The following is a 13,070-nucleotide window of genomic DNA, read 5'->3' on the forward strand; positions in this document are numbered from 1 at the left end:
AGAGGGTTCTGTCGTTCCTGTCTTCAGGCTGAAAATCTCAGAACGACATATCCTCAAAACATTGAAAGATGCATCGCCAATGCTTCTCTTCTGATCGTCCGGGATTCATTCTTCCGGCAATTTCCTGCTGGTTTGAGGTTGATCAGTGAAGGTCATTGGATCGAGCCATCTCGCCCGTTGCAAGGTTGATCTAAATGAATGTCAAATAGATCGACTCAATGGGTTGGTTATCAGGGGGGCGATGGATCTTGATGACAACCAGCCTTGGCGTTCAGAGATTGATCTGAAAAAATAGGGTCCTCTTGTGTATTTCCTTTCTGTGGTGGCTGCTGCTCCTGCGTTTCCACCATTGCAACGCACGCGCCTGCGCACCTTGCAGTTGAATCTGGGTTACCGCTGCAACCAGAGCTGTTCCCACTGCCACGTGAATGCTGGGCCGGGTCGGACGGAGCGGATGGACGAGTCGCTGTTGGACCTGATTCCGACTGTGGTGCAACGACACGGCATCACCTGTGTGGATCTCACAGGCGGCGCTCCGGAGCTGCATTCCGGGTTCCGCGATCTTGTTCGGGCTCTCAGGGGCCTTGGCGTTGAGGTGATCGATCGCTGCAATCTCACGATTCTCTCGGAACCTGGCCAGGAGGATCTGGCCGATTTCCTGGCCAGTGAAGGCGTCACGGTGATCGCATCGTTGCCCTGCTACAGCGCCGACAACGTGGATCGTCAGCGAGGGGATGGGGTGTTCACACGCAGCGTTGCGGGCCTGCGTCAGCTCAATGCTCTCGGCTATGGAACCGAACCCCTGCCTTTGCATCTCGTCTACAACCCACAGAATCCCGTGCTGCCGCCACCGCAGTCCGGCCTTGAGGCTGATTACCGGCGGGAGCTTGCCGTGCTCGGCCTTCGTTTCAGCAGTTTGCTGACCCTGGCCAACATGCCGATTCAGCGCTTTGCCAGGGATCTGGAGCGGCAGGGGCAGCTGGAGAGCTATCAACTGCTGCTGGAACAGGCCCACAATCCCGACAACCTGGCCGCCGTGATGTGCCGGGAGTTGATCAGCGTTGACTGGCAGGGCAATCTCTACGACTGCGATTTCAATCAGCAGCTGGGGATGGAGCTGCAGGGACCACTGCGTCATCTACAGGACCTGATGACAGGAGAGCCCAGTCCGGAGGGGTTGCCGATTCGCACCGCCAGCCACTGCTTTGGATGCACTGCAGGAGCTGGTTCCAGTTGTGGCGGAGCACTTCAGGGCTGAGGGCTGTCGCTGTCGTCATCTGACGTCAGCCATTGCAGTCGCACGGACCCCGGAGAAAACAGCAGAACGTTTTCACCCACCCGCTGCTGTTTCCCATCGAGGGCGTGCACACCTCCAGAGACAAAATCGGCGGTGCGCTGGGCCAGATCGGGCGGCATGCGACTGAGATTGAGCAGCACGGTTTGCTGCTCCCGAACCGCCAGAACGGCCTCGAGCCCTTCTTCGAAGCGCTCGGGGGTGAACACGATTACATCGTGCCAGCCGTCCTGGGACGTGGTTTTCATGTGGCCATGATGGTGGGATTCTTCTGATCCGGGATGATCAAGATCACAGTTATCGCTGCTTTGGTTCTGATCGGATTTTCAGCAGCGTGTTCGAACGCTGGTTCAGGAGCGGGCGACCCGCAGCCGAAGCAGGCCATGTTCAAGACCCGTGAGGAGGCGGAGGCGGCGGCCGGGGGCTTCGGATGCAAGGGCGCCCACAAGATGGGGGACATGTGGATGGTGTGCGAGAAGCACGGTGAGGTCAAACCCAACCATGGGAATAACTGAAGATGGGTGAAACCGGCGGACACTGCGGCAGCAAGCCAAAACGCATTGCCATTGGTGTGGCTCCTCTGGCCACGATTTCGATCGGCATCGTGCCGATGGGCGTGATCTGCATCGGTGTGGTCCCGATGGGTGTGGTGTCGATTGGCGTCGTGGCGATGGGCGTCATCAATATCGCCATTGTCGGAATGGGGCTTCTGGCCGTCGGCGTCAACACGATGGGCGTGATCACGGCCGGGCCGATGAGCATGGGGCTGATCCAGATCCGTTCCACCACCAATCCCCGCTATCTCGCCTACCCCTCAAAAGAGCAGGCGGAAGAGCAGGCCGAGAAAATTGGCTGCAGCGGAGTGCATCGCATGGGTGATGTTTATTGGATGCCATGTGCTGAGCATCCTCAATAAACAGATCCCCATTCAGCCCTGGCAAGCCGGGCAGATCGCCCGGACGTTCAGGGTGGTTTCGATCAACTTGAACCCAAATCCCTTGGCCGCCTTCTCGCCAGCAGCCAGCACCGGTTCGCTTTCAAACTCTTCTGTGCGCCCGCAGCGGATGCACACCACATGGTGATGGTCGCGGTGGTCGTCAGCCGCCAGCTCAAAGCGTCTGCCCCCTTCACTGAGCTCCAGCTCCTGCAGAAATCCCATGTCTGCCAGTAACCGCAAGGTGCGGTACACCGTGGCCAGGGACACCTTCATCTGCAGTTGGGCCAACTGTTGATGAACGTCTTCTGCGCTGAGGTGATTGCCGGTGCCAAGACGCTCGAACAGTTCAAGCACGCGCTTGCGCTGCGGCGTCAAACGTCGACCGTCCTGGTGAAGTCCCTTCTGAAGGACGCCGTTCTCGGTGACTGTGGAGGGAGGAAGCGTCACCGGTTCAGAACCATGTCTTCTCAACAGTACCCACTAATGAGAGTCATGAACAGCGTCAATCGCCACTGTCGATACCATCCGTTGAATAGTCGTTCCGATCTTGGATCTCAACCTTCATCCCCATGGAGATCGCGCCCTTCTCAAGGAAGTTGAGGCGTTGTTGGCTGGCTCCTCGATCGTCGCCTGCATAGGAGATCGACTCACCCTCGCCAGTTTCGCCATGGCGGTTCCGATCTGGAGCCATCTTCTGGGCGCCGTCACCACCGCCGGAGAAGCGCTTGAGCGGGTGCGTGAGCACAAACCTGATCTCCTGATCGCCACGGAAGATCTCGAGCAGGGATACGGCATTGCCCTCGTTGAAGCGGTGGAGAGGCTCCATCCACCGACACGAACCCTCATCTTTCTCAAGCGTGAGAACCCTTTGGTGGTGAATGAGGCTCTCGAGGCAGGAGCGGATGACGTGATGTTCATCTCCTCGATTGGGCAGACGCGCGGGGACTTTCTCAAGGCCCTGGAGTGCACCCGCGATGGCGGTGTTTATTACCCCGAGGCGGTGAGGGAGATGGCCCGGGAGAGCAGCCCGGAAGACGCTGAAACCCAGACGTTGCTGAAGGATCTCTCCGAACGGGAACTGGATGTGCTCAAAGCCTTGACCACTGGTCTGTCCAACCGGGAAATCGCTGAAACCCTTTTCGTCTCTTCTGAAACCGTCAAAAGCCACGTCAGCGCCATCATCGGCAAGCTTGGTGTGCGGGACCGCACCCAGGCCGCCATCCTGGCCATTCGTCATGGCGGCGGACTGATCCCCTCAAGCTGAGGTCGTGTTGATGAGCTGGCACCCTGCCAAAGCTTGGACCAGCCGCCTGCCAGTGGATGGATACCGCCATTTCGAGCGTGTGATGCAGGGCGGCCGAGGCCCCCAGCGTTGGGTGGAACTCGCTCCCGTGCTGGCGCCGGGGCAACGCAGGCGTGTGGCCTGGGCAGAGCTCAGAAACCCTGATCTCTGGGAGAGTGGCTGGAAGCAGATTCCGGAGAGCGATGCGGCTTCTGCAGCTGAGTGATCCGCACCTTGTGGCCTCCGATCAGGCCTTGGTGAGGGATCGCCCGGCGCTGGCTCTCTGGAACCAGGCACTGGAGCAGGTGGACCGGCTTCAGCCCGATGCTCTCGTGATCACAGGAGATCTTGCCCAGGATGAAAGCTGGGGTGCTTACAGGCGTCTTCGGGATTCTCTGGCTCGCCTTGTGAGCTGTCCGGTGGCCTTGTTGCCTGGGAACCACGACCGCCCTTGCCTGATCGATGCCGTTCTGGGCCGCGCTCACCTCACAGCACCAGGGGAGCTGATGCTGAGCACTGGGCGGCTGATCATCCTGAACAGTCATTGGTGCGGGCATCCCGCCGGCCGTTTGGGGCCTCGGCAGCTGGCCTGGCTGGAGCAGCGGCTGCAGGCCATCGCGGCAGATCCAATGCCTTTAGTGGTGGCTCTTCATCACCCCCCGATGGCGATTGGGCATCCTGTGCTGGACGCGATGAGTCTTGTGGATCACGCCTCACTGCGCAGTCTGCTGACCCCCATCCCCTCACTTCGGGCGGTGTTGTTCGGCCACATTCACCAGCACTGGCAGGGGTGCTGGCCGGAACGCCCGGATCTGCTGCTGCTTGGCTGCCCTTCCACGCTGAAGAGCATGCAACATGTGCAGCCCTGTCCGATCAAACGGTCAGTTGATCCCGGTGGACGCTTGCTGGAGATCAACGCCCTCGGGGGCCTCGAGCAGCGGGTGCTGCGCTGGTCCAATCCCTGAGATCAGCGGTCCCTGGCCTGGGATTCCCGGAACGCTTTCAACTTGTCCATGTCCTTCTCCTCGTCGATGGTGTAATCCGTCAGGACGAGAGCCTTACCGATGGTGCCGAGTGCGTATTCCATTCGGTCGAGATCTTTTCTCCCCTCCTCGCTGCGGCGAGCGGCTCGGATCACATTTGGCGTGAGCCGGTTGGAGGCCTGCTCGATCACGGCGGCGATGCTGCTCGCCTCTTGAAGAAGGTCGCTGGGATCCAATGGCGGTGCAGGGTGCGGGTCAAAGAACTCTGCCAGGCCGGCTCGGCAGCAACAGCTAAAACCCTTTCGCCGACTTTCGTTGCGAGGACAGGGAGACGTTCCCGGACGGCGCCACTCCTGCCTTGTCCATGTCGACTTGAACCATCCCCGGTTGAACGGGGCTGGTGGCCTGCGGCTGGCCAGGGACGGCCACCACGTTGAAGGCCAGGGACCAGCGCTCCCCATCCCCCCGGAAGGGCATCACCGAGTGGGGTTGCCAGGCGGGGAACACAAAGAACTGCCCGGGGACCGGCATCACGTACTCCGCCATGCCGGTCCGGAACGATTGCATCTGCCATTCCTCTGGCCCGTGAAAGCAGAGCTGTCCATCGAAGCTGGCTGCGTTGATCTGAGGAGGAACCTTGAGGAAGATCACTCCCGAAAAACTGCCGCCATGGGTGTGCATGGGGTTGTAATCGCCGGCTCGCTGACAGTTCAACCAGAGATCGATCATCTGAAGGCGATAGCGACCGGGCACCCAGGGACCTCGGCCCTGCGGTGGCTGACGATCCACAACGTGGCGGATCCAGCGCTCACAAGCTGGGATCAGGTGCCCTGAGCAGAGATCCTGCACGCCGGGTTGCTGGGGCAGCAGTTCCCGCTGCTGACTCAGCTGTCCCGCGAGTTTGGCCGAGGCATCAGGGTGCTGATTTGGATCATGCAACACGCTTTCCGAGAGCTGAAGCAAACGCTTCAGCAACTCGTCCGGCAGGTTGCCTTTCAAGATTGATCGCGGGAACAGGTCGAGGACTTCCAAGCGTCCATGCCGGAGCTGCAAAGCATCGTGCCAGCGCCAGAGTGATGGCGACGTCCGCTGTGATCAGCCATGTCAGGTCCACTGTGGCTCGGGTTGTCCGTGCTGCTCAGCGGTTGCGCGCTTCAGCAGCTCAGCGTCCGACCAGAGGCTGTTGAGCTGGCTCAGGTTCAGGATCAGTCCCAGGCGGTTGTCCAGACCGTTGCGGCATCTCCGGCCCCGCCACAGCCAAAGCCAATGCCACCGCTGCCCGGTCAGGATGGTCCGACAGCGGAGTTGCTGCAGGGAGGGGATCTGCGCCTCACCCCCCGCCGCTCGGAGCAAACCTTTCCCGATGGCAATCGCATCTGGATGGTGGAGTTGCACCGTGGCGACAGGTTGCTTGCGCGCTGGAAGGCTGCCAGCGGAATTGCCCAGCGGCAGGATGCCGATCGGCTCTGGAGCCCAGGCAATGCGGCTCCTCTGCCTGCCGGTCGTTACAGCCTGGGACGGCCGGAGCCCTGGGGTGAGGACCTCTGGTTTGACCTGCAGCCCCGCTTCGAGACCAGCCGCAGTGCTTTGGGAATTCACCGTTGCTATCCAGGCACTGGTTGCATTTGCATTCCCAGCCGTGCCGAGATTGATGCTTTGGCGGCGTGGGTGCGTGCGGCGAATCTTCAGACGCTCTCAGTTGTGAACTGAAAGGTTCTGGACTTAAGCGCGGTGCGCTGGATCACCTGCAAGATTGCCGACCATTCCTAAAACAAAACGAACCCACCACCGACTTCGGCTTCATGGGCGATGTGAACATTTGGATGATCGTCGGCTTCCTCCTGGCGGCGTATTCCGTAGTGGCCAACGACTCGCTGCAGACGTTGGGCACGTACATCTCATCCAACAAGACCCGCACGCCAAAGGTGGTGCAGATGATTTTCATCTGCAACATCACCATCGCCGTACTGATGCTGGGCTTCTTCCTCAACGACGGTGATCCCGCCTGGGGCCGTCTCTAGAAGTTCGAGCTGCCGGAGACCTTTGGCTGGGTTTACATCATCCCGCCGATCGCTGTGTTGGCCCTCACCCAGTGGGGCGCTCCGGTGAGCACCTCCTTTCTGGTGCTCTCTTCGTTCAAGCCTGCCAACATCGGCAAGCTTCTGGGTAGCTCCCTGAGCGGCTATTTCCTTGCCTTTGCTCTTGGATTGGCCGGTTACGGCCTCGGAATGTGGCTGTTGGAGCGCTGGGTGTTCCGTCGCACCCAGGAAGGCAAGGATTTCAACAAGGTCTGGTATGGCCTGCAGTGGTTCTCCACCGGTTTCCTTTGGAGCATGTGGCTGGTGCAGGACCTGGCCAACATCTTTGTGTTCCTGCCCCGCAAGCTGGACGTCTTCCCGATGGCCATCTGCACCCTGGTGCTTTGTGTGGGTCTGTGCTTCCTGGTGGCCAGCGGTGGTGGTCCGATTCAGGCGGTGCTGCGCTCCAAGACCAACACCTCCGACCTGCGCTCGGCCACGGTGATCGACTTCTTCTTCGGTCTCTGTCTGCTTTACAAAGCCTTCCTCTCTACCTTCCCGCTCAGCACCACCTGGGTGTTCCTCGGCTTGCTGGGTGGTCGTGAGATCGCCCTGCGCATCAAGGAGCAGGAGTTCGAGTACACATTCACCAACCGTGAGAGTGGCAACCTCGGCAAGGTGATCGGCAGCGATCTCTGGAAGGCCTTCATCGGTGTTGTGGTGAGCCTGGTGATTGCCTTGGGCATTCAGCCCCTGCTTGCAGTCGGCTGAGCGGAACAGCCCCACAAACGACGGGATAGTCTCAGCAACGGGAAGCGACTGGCAACAGCCGATTAGGAGCAGCCGACTCGCTTCACTCCGGCGAATGATCTGAATTTCCTTTTAAAACACTGCCTAGTTCAACTCCCCATTCCCGTGACGCCGGTGGCCGTTTCCGCTCGAGTGGAGAGCCCAAGGCCAAGCCTGTTCAGATATGGCTGAAGCCCGATGTTCTGCAACGCCTTGATGCCTATTGCGCCCTGTATGGAATCGGTCGTGGGCGCGCCATCGGCCACCTGTTGAAAGGCGCCCTGCCTGATCCGAATTGGCTGCCCACAAGCCCTGAGTTGTTGGACAGCGATGGTTTGATGCCTGATCCCGCTGAGAGCGAGACGGTAAGTCACCAGCGGATGGCCAGCCAGGACGTGAATGGGCCTGAGCAGCTTGCTCCGAGCACCGGTTCGCGCCCTGCACCATGTTTTCGTGAGGGAGACAGCGTGACGAACAACAGCGGCACGCGCTGCGGCCTGATCGGAGACGAGCCGCCGCGTTGGGTTGCAGCCTCTCGTCTCGACTCCGGCGAGCTGCTAGCAGGGCATTGGAGCTACGCGGTTGCCTGGGATGGCCAGATGGGTTTCACGATCAACTACGCCGAGGATCTCCTGCGTCACGCCGATGCCAAGACCGACCAGGGAGAGGTTGGCTGAGCGTGGCCTGAACCCGTATTCGTGGCTAAGGCTGAGATAGCCAAGTCCAGTTATGGGACATCTTGTTGCTGCGATGGCTGCCGCCCCGATCCTCAGCCTGGCGGTCGCTGTCGTGCATGCCGGTGATCGGCTGCAGTTAACACCGCGACAGACGATTCTGGAAGCCGATCGACATCTGCTCGCGGACGGCTGGATTCCCGCTCCTCAGCAGACTCCCTCGGCGCGGGAGCGGCAGTGGGCCTCGGTGTCGCTGCGAAGCCTTTCGTCCTGCGCTGGAACGGGAGTTGGTTATTGCCGTTTCGATTACCAGCGCGCAAAACAACGCCTTTCGGTGGTCACCGTTCCCTCTGAACCGGGGCAACCATCCGTGGGCCGTGTGGATCGTTGGTGGTGATCAGGGGTTGAGGCGTTGAGATTTCCAGGTGTCTTCCAGACACCAGAGGGTTCGCTGATGGGGGTGCTGATTGAGATCCAACAACTCCACCCTGTGAAGGTTTAATCGCAGCACAAGAAAGTGAGGCGGTGTCGGTTCTGCCGCAGCAACCGCCTCTGGAAAAAAGGCGTCTGCTTCAAAGGGCCGGCCTGGGCGGGGCCAGTGCCAGAGACAGCGACCGCCGTCCGTGAGCGAACTCCAGGCCTGATTCGCTTGTTTCGGATCGCTCTCGACCGAGAGCATTTGGATAACACCTCTGAAGCGGTATTGCTGGCGTGCCTTCGGCAGCAACCAGCAGACTTCAACGTTCGGCTGGATGCTCAGCTCTTCGGCTTTGCTGCTGCGACTGTCGCTGTATAGATCGAGTTGGTCATCTCCTGCCCAGCCGCGAAAAACGACGGTCCGCACGCGGGGGTGTCCGTCCGCAGCAACCGTGGCCAGTTGAACCCACCGTGCGGCGGCTGCGCGTCCCTCCCGTTGGCGAGCGCCGCGGAGAAGTTGCCGCCAGGCTGGAATTGTCATGGCCGTAGAAAAATTCGGACTGTCAGCATGGGACTTATGACGACATCACCGTGCTCATGGCCGTCGAACTCAAAGATCGCGTGATTGATGATCTGCGGGCCTGCCGCAGTTCCGCTGAACTCGTCGCACTCGACGAAAGGATGACCGTTGATCATCGCGACAAGCCTCTGCATCGCGTGATCTGTGAAGCCTTGCGTGATCGCACCATCGCACCAGTTGAGGCTGCTCGTTGGTTGGCAGCCTTGATGGACCATCGCAATCAACAGCTCACGGCCTGTCTCAATCTCACCTGTCAGGTTTGAGTGCCGTCAGTCCCGCCGAAAGTAGGTCGATCTGGAGCCGGATCGAATCGTGCTTTCCCGCAGTGTTTCCTCAACGCCGATGAACACTGGTTTCAGCAACAGTGCGATGAGGCATCCGCCGAGGATCAGCAATGGGGCGAAGCGCATGACGTCGAATTCTTCGTCCTGAAACGACCTTAGAGACCGTGTAACCGAGCTTGCTCCAAGGCGGCTCTGAAGACCAGGGCGTGCCGCTTCACCAGTGGGGAGAGTTCGTCATATCCGCCGCCGATCACAGTTGCCACAGGGATGTTGCGTCTCAGGCAGGCATCCAGCACAAGGTGATCACGCATCAGCAATCCCTGATCACTGAGGCACAGGCGTCCGAGGCGATCATCCCGATGGGGGTCAACTCCGGCGTTGTATATCACCAGATTCGGCTGAACCTTGTCGAGCAGCTCTGGCAGCCGGTCGCCGATGGTTTGCAGGTAGTCGTGGTCGCTGGTTCCGTCTTCCATTGGAATGTCCACATCGCTGCTCACTTTGCGCAATGGAAAGTTGCTGGCAGCGTGGACCGAAAGGGTGAAGACCCTGGCTTCATCTGCGAAACAAGCGGCGCTGCCATCTCCTTGATGGACATCCAGATCCAGAAGCATCAGTTGTTCGACATCGCCCTGGTCCAGCAGCACCCTCGCGGCCACAGCGCAATCGTTGAAAATGCAAAATCCACTGCCGAATCCTGGATGAGCGTGGTGGGTGCCTCCGGCCAGATGGGATGCCACTCCGTGCTTCAGAGCCAAGCGTGCGGTGAGCAAGGTGCCGCCGACGGCCAGCCAGGTGCGCTGCACCAGAGGTTTGGTTGCGGGCAGACCGATCCGTCGCTGTTCAGGACGCGTGAGGTTGTCAGAGCTGAAAGCTTGGTGGTAGCTGCGTTGATGAATGCGTTCAAGATCCAGCCTGGACACGCTGAGTGGTTGATGAATTTGGTTCTCCCGGATCAGGTCCCGACTCAGCAGCAGCTCCCGTAACAGGCGGAATTTGGCCATCGGGAAGCGATGACTGGATGGCAGTGGAGCGGAGTAGAGGGGGTGGTAGATGACCGGGATCGACACGCTGTAACTGAGTCCGGCCTCCTGAGGGCAAGGAGCACCGAGCAAGATTCATCGTGAGGTTAGGAACTTGCCACCCCGGATCCGCGTCACTGGGTGCTGGAGAAGGTGCCCGTAACAACAGCATGTCCCGACGATCCAGCTTGTGATGAGAGTCGAATGCACGTGAATGGATGACCAGCGAAGTGATCAGGCTTTTGCTGACTGTTTGTATTGGATCAACATTTATGGTCTCGATACTCCGATTTATGTGGGACGACGCGATGAAAATCGACAAACTCCGATCTCACCGGTGAGATTTAACGGTAGCGGTGAATACTCAGCATGATTACCTATCTCTTTTAAACCGTAGTGTTGGTTTCAGTCGATTCAGTAAACAGATACTAAAACGAAGCTAATCGCTGATGACCAGTGACCATGAAGCTTGTCTCTCCGAATCGAACCAAGCAGTCGTTGCTAATTGAATCAGCTTCCGCTGAGCCCAAGCCGGTCCCCAAGCTCAAGCCACGTCCAGTTCGACCATTGAAAGGGATCGTCGAGACTCGTTGGAATGAGTATCGCTACGATTATTTCGGTTTGTATTAAATAAATGGTGGAAGTCTAGGTTTCTGTGCTGATAAAGGTTTAAAAAACGACTTAACATGCGATGAACCTATGTTGATGTGAAAATTTTTTGATCTGTGAAATCACTCCTTCCGTATGTTGTATCAATAACAATTTAATAGAGGGTTTGACTGAAGGGCTTGTTTGAGCATACATTTCAACCATGGCGCGCTGGAGTTGTGTTCAACGGTTCCTGCTGTTCCATCGCTGGACGAGTCCACCTGAAGATCAGCAAAATCGCAGCGGGCCTGCAACAGTGGGCCCATTGTTCTCTAGGAAAATCTTGTGAGCGACAAAACCTTGAATCAGAAGGATAAAGAGGCCTGGCGTGATTTTTTGCTTCAGGAGGTGGTTGATTATCTGCAAAGCAATAAGGACGAGATCATGAGCCGCTACTTCGATGGAGGCCAGTCCAAATTGACGCTTGCAGAGATTGAAGAGTTTCAATTAATGGACTTTGATGTGTCGATTACGTTGCATTGTGATAAGCATTCCTCTTTTGGGCTTGGCTTCGGCTTTTTCAAAGCCAATATCATTCGTTAAGTGTTGTTGGTTGCGTTGGGAAGTTTTTCGTTGTACAACCCATAGCATAAGTTGTTATCAAGTTGTGCATGGATACGCAATCCATTCTCACCATCGCCGCTCCATTTCTGGTCTTCGGAGCTGTTTTTCTTACTCTTGTCGTCGTCTGGGATAAACGCTTTCCCAAGGACGAGGGTTGATCAGGTCAACCGTCGCTCCAGCAGCCATTGATTGAACCCGCTGTTCTCCAATTCAGCGATGCAGTCCTGAATCTTGCGCAAGTGGCTGCGTTTGACACGGGTGAGTCGGCTTCGTTCCTGCTCCTCCAGCCCCTCCTGGAGCCGCTGCTGGTTCAGAACAGCCATCTCATGGTCAAGGTGTTCCATCAGCTTCAGGAGGGAATAACCGTGTTGGATCTGTTGCTGATCAAGCGTGGCTTCAAAACGCCCCATCACCGCTTCTTAAGCATCGCTTTAACTCTCTCACGGTGAGTCTCTCCCATCGCGCCTTCCCGGTGGTGTTGGCAAAAAAAAAGGCCCCCGACTGGGTCGAGAGCCTTACGTCCGTGTGTGAGGGGTGTCTCAAGCCCCTGCGTTCATTCTGACCTGTCATCGGCCCGAGGGGGTATCTGGGATGTGGAAGACCGTGTCTATTTGTGACTAATGCGGATCACAGGGCGAGTTCAGGCAGCTTGATCTCCAGTCTGGGTGAGCTGATCGTGGTGCCGTCTTGGCTGCTGCGAACGATCAGTCCGTAGACGAAATCATCGGGTAGTCCAATACGAACGTTGCAGCTTCGCGTTGTGATGCCCTCCTTGCGACGGTCCGTACAGCGCCCGCGTCGTTGAACCTCAATCGTGCGGTTGTCCTCGAGGCGCAGGGTGAGATCGTCACCGGACACCTCCACGCGGCAGAGACGCTGCTGGCCGTTGAACAGGCAGGAGGTGGTGTCTTCGGCTCGGCTTTCAATGGCGATGAAGGACTGCAGTGAGATGCCGATCAGCAGGCCAACGATTTTGTTGGTGGATGTCATTTGGAAATGAAGCGGTCTGTCACGACACAACGAGCCCAGGCGCTTTTCGGGAGGTTTGGATTGTCGCGATCCGCGATCTTGTAAATGAGCTTGAAACGACAGAATCCTCTGTTGTCCTGCAAAGGCGGGACCTCAACTCTGACTTCAGGCAGCTCAAGACGGAATTGATCTGATTGCTTGGGCTTGGAATAGAAGGTGGTGCCCGGTTGAACGGTGAAGATTGCAGCACTCGCAGGAGCGGCGGCTGCACCTAACAACATCAGGACAGCCAGAAACGAACGCATTTTGCGCTGGAAAGTCGTGGAACCGTAGGCATGGCGACCAAGGGAGTCAATTCCCGGCCACTGCTTTGCGGTGTCGCCCCTTGATCTGTCCACGCCATATTTGGCGCACAAAAAAACCCTATGCATCGCACAGGGCCGGGTGATGGGGACATTTCTATTCTGCATGACCTGGTCAACACCAGATCTGGTGGTTTATCAGTGGCTGGCACCAAACATGCAGGTCAAAAATCCATAGGCAACCAGGCTGATCATTCCTAGAGTGTTAAGGCTGGGCGATGGGGATCGTTCGACTGTGACAGGAGGA

Annotated in this window: 22 protein-coding genes and 1 pseudogene; 12 read left to right on the forward strand and 11 right to left on the reverse strand. The window is 58.1% G+C overall.

Annotated elements, in window-relative coordinates; translation table 11 throughout:
* Nucleotides 1-304 precede the first annotated feature (304 nt).
* On the forward strand, nucleotides 305-1,258 hold the full coding sequence (gene arsS / locus SYN9616_RS0102510) for an arsenosugar biosynthesis radical SAM (seleno)protein ArsS (RefSeq protein ID WP_232199907.1): 954 nt from the start codon (nucleotides 305-307) through the stop codon (nucleotides 1,256-1,258).
* On the opposite strand, the gene SYN9616_RS15005 is transcribed toward arsS, so the two are convergent.
* Nucleotides 1,249-1,542, reverse strand: coding sequence for a cell division protein SepF (locus SYN9616_RS15005; protein WP_037990614.1), 294 nt, complete (start codon nucleotides 1,540-1,542; stop codon nucleotides 1,249-1,251). The genes arsS and SYN9616_RS15005 overlap by 10 nt on opposite strands.
* Before the next feature lie 33 nt (nucleotides 1,543-1,575).
* On the opposite strand from SYN9616_RS15005, the gene SYN9616_RS0102520 reads away from it, so the two are divergent.
* Nucleotides 1,576-1,809: a DUF3721 domain-containing protein gene (locus SYN9616_RS0102520; protein ID WP_028951727.1), complete on the forward strand. Its 234-nt coding sequence runs from the start codon at nucleotides 1,576-1,578 to the stop codon at nucleotides 1,807-1,809.
* Between the two features lie 2 nt (nucleotides 1,810-1,811).
* Entirely contained in the window at nucleotides 1,812-2,210 is a 399-nt protein-coding gene (locus tag SYN9616_RS0102525; protein WP_028951728.1) for a hypothetical protein, read from the forward strand.
* Nucleotides 2,211-2,222: 12 nt separating this feature from the next.
* On the opposite strand, the gene SYN9616_RS0102530 is transcribed toward SYN9616_RS0102525, so the two are convergent.
* On the reverse strand, nucleotides 2,223-2,678 hold the full coding sequence (locus tag SYN9616_RS0102530; RefSeq protein ID WP_028951729.1) for a Fur family transcriptional regulator: 456 nt from the start codon (nucleotides 2,676-2,678) through the stop codon (nucleotides 2,223-2,225).
* A 100-nt stretch (nucleotides 2,679-2,778) separates the two neighbouring features.
* Between SYN9616_RS0102530 and SYN9616_RS0102535 the strand changes: the two genes are divergently transcribed.
* From SYN9616_RS0102535 to SYN9616_RS0102545, 3 genes are read left to right on the forward strand one after another with little or no spacing between them, the layout of a single operon-like run.
* Nucleotides 2,779-3,495: a response regulator transcription factor gene (locus SYN9616_RS0102535; RefSeq protein WP_028951730.1), complete on the forward strand. Its 717-nt coding sequence runs from the start codon at nucleotides 2,779-2,781 to the stop codon at nucleotides 3,493-3,495.
* Between the two features lie 10 nt (nucleotides 3,496-3,505).
* Nucleotides 3,506-3,739: a TIGR02450 family Trp-rich protein gene (locus SYN9616_RS0102540; RefSeq protein ID WP_028951731.1), complete on the forward strand. Its 234-nt coding sequence runs from the start codon at nucleotides 3,506-3,508 to the stop codon at nucleotides 3,737-3,739.
* The gene (locus SYN9616_RS0102545) at nucleotides 3,717-4,478 is read left to right on the forward strand and encodes a metallophosphoesterase (RefSeq protein WP_028951732.1); all 762 of its coding nucleotides are present in this window, start codon (nucleotides 3,717-3,719) and stop codon (nucleotides 4,476-4,478) included. The genes SYN9616_RS0102540 and SYN9616_RS0102545 overlap by 23 nt, the downstream gene beginning before the upstream one ends.
* Before the next feature lie 2 nt (nucleotides 4,479-4,480).
* Here the strand turns inward: SYN9616_RS0102545 and SYN9616_RS0102550 are convergent, their stop codons facing one another.
* Nucleotides 4,481-4,732, reverse strand: coding sequence for a hypothetical protein (locus tag SYN9616_RS0102550; protein ID WP_028951733.1), 252 nt, complete (start codon nucleotides 4,730-4,732; stop codon nucleotides 4,481-4,483).
* 55 nt (nucleotides 4,733-4,787) lie between these two features.
* Nucleotides 4,788-5,528, reverse strand: coding sequence for a putative 2OG-Fe(II) oxygenase (locus SYN9616_RS0102555; protein WP_037991201.1), 741 nt, complete (start codon nucleotides 5,526-5,528; stop codon nucleotides 4,788-4,790).
* 69 nt (nucleotides 5,529-5,597) lie between these two features.
* On the opposite strand from SYN9616_RS0102555, the gene SYN9616_RS0102560 reads away from it, so the two are divergent.
* Entirely contained in the window at nucleotides 5,598-6,206 is a 609-nt protein-coding gene (locus tag SYN9616_RS0102560) for a hypothetical protein (protein WP_028951735.1), read from the forward strand.
* Nucleotides 6,207-6,298: 92 nt separating this feature from the next.
* A pseudogene (locus tag SYN9616_RS15010) lies at nucleotides 6,299-7,285 on the forward strand (hypothetical protein).
* A gap of 128 nt (nucleotides 7,286-7,413) precedes the next feature.
* On the opposite strand, the gene SYN9616_RS17825 reads toward SYN9616_RS15010, so the two are convergent.
* Entirely contained in the window at nucleotides 7,414-7,677 is a 264-nt protein-coding gene (locus SYN9616_RS17825; protein WP_232199914.1) for a hypothetical protein, read from the reverse strand.
* A gap of 6 nt (nucleotides 7,678-7,683) precedes the next feature.
* Here SYN9616_RS17825 and SYN9616_RS0102575 point away from each other — a divergent pair, with 6 nt between their 5' ends.
* Together SYN9616_RS0102575 and SYN9616_RS0102580 are read left to right on the forward strand one after the other, a co-directional pair.
* Complete coding sequence (locus tag SYN9616_RS0102575) at nucleotides 7,684-7,980, forward strand: hypothetical protein (RefSeq protein ID WP_232199918.1); 297 nt, start codon at nucleotides 7,684-7,686, stop codon at nucleotides 7,978-7,980.
* Between the two features lie 73 nt (nucleotides 7,981-8,053).
* Complete coding sequence (locus SYN9616_RS0102580; protein ID WP_071991497.1) at nucleotides 8,054-8,374, forward strand: hypothetical protein; 321 nt, start codon at nucleotides 8,054-8,056, stop codon at nucleotides 8,372-8,374.
* Here the strand turns inward: SYN9616_RS0102580 and SYN9616_RS0102585 are convergent, their stop codons facing one another.
* Nucleotides 8,375-8,935: a pyridoxamine 5'-phosphate oxidase family protein gene (locus SYN9616_RS0102585; protein ID WP_028951738.1), complete on the reverse strand. Its 561-nt coding sequence runs from the start codon at nucleotides 8,933-8,935 to the stop codon at nucleotides 8,375-8,377.
* A gap of 56 nt (nucleotides 8,936-8,991) precedes the next feature.
* Between SYN9616_RS0102585 and SYN9616_RS0102590 the strand changes: the two genes are divergently transcribed.
* On the forward strand, nucleotides 8,992-9,237 hold the full coding sequence (locus SYN9616_RS0102590) for a hypothetical protein (RefSeq protein WP_028951739.1): 246 nt from the start codon (nucleotides 8,992-8,994) through the stop codon (nucleotides 9,235-9,237).
* Between the two features lie 6 nt (nucleotides 9,238-9,243).
* Here SYN9616_RS0102590 and SYN9616_RS17000 read toward each other — a convergent pair whose 3' ends face one another.
* A complete protein-coding gene (locus SYN9616_RS17000; protein WP_156918636.1) occupies nucleotides 9,244-9,384 on the reverse strand; it encodes a hypothetical protein in 141 nt (46 codons plus the stop codon).
* 29 nt (nucleotides 9,385-9,413) lie between these two features.
* Entirely contained in the window at nucleotides 9,414-10,328 is a 915-nt protein-coding gene (locus tag SYN9616_RS0102600; RefSeq protein WP_028951740.1) for a histone deacetylase, read from the reverse strand.
* A gap of 885 nt (nucleotides 10,329-11,213) precedes the next feature.
* Here SYN9616_RS0102600 and SYN9616_RS0102605 point away from each other — a divergent pair.
* Nucleotides 11,214-11,471 carry a hypothetical protein gene (locus tag SYN9616_RS0102605; RefSeq protein ID WP_028951741.1) on the forward strand — a complete coding sequence of 86 codons (258 nt, stop codon included), beginning with the start codon at nucleotides 11,214-11,216 and terminating at the stop codon, nucleotides 11,469-11,471.
* 179 nt (nucleotides 11,472-11,650) lie between these two features.
* On the opposite strand, the gene SYN9616_RS0102615 is transcribed toward SYN9616_RS0102605, so the two are convergent.
* From SYN9616_RS0102615 to SYN9616_RS0102625, 3 genes are all read right to left on the reverse strand, one after another.
* Entirely contained in the window at nucleotides 11,651-11,902 is a 252-nt protein-coding gene (locus tag SYN9616_RS0102615) for a hypothetical protein (RefSeq protein WP_028951742.1), read from the reverse strand.
* A gap of 217 nt (nucleotides 11,903-12,119) precedes the next feature.
* Nucleotides 12,120-12,482 carry a hypothetical protein gene (locus SYN9616_RS0102620; RefSeq protein ID WP_028951743.1) on the reverse strand — a complete coding sequence of 121 codons (363 nt, stop codon included), beginning with the start codon at nucleotides 12,480-12,482 and terminating at the stop codon, nucleotides 12,120-12,122.
* Entirely contained in the window at nucleotides 12,479-12,766 is a 288-nt protein-coding gene (locus SYN9616_RS0102625) for a hypothetical protein (protein ID WP_028951744.1), read from the reverse strand. Before SYN9616_RS0102625 ends, SYN9616_RS0102620 begins: the two co-directional genes overlap by 4 nt.
* Between the last annotated feature and the right edge of the window lie 304 nt (nucleotides 12,767-13,070).

It is taken from the genome of Synechococcus sp. CC9616, from assembly GCF_000515235.1.
GTDB lineage: Bacteria > Cyanobacteriota > Cyanobacteriia > PCC-6307 > Cyanobiaceae > Parasynechococcus.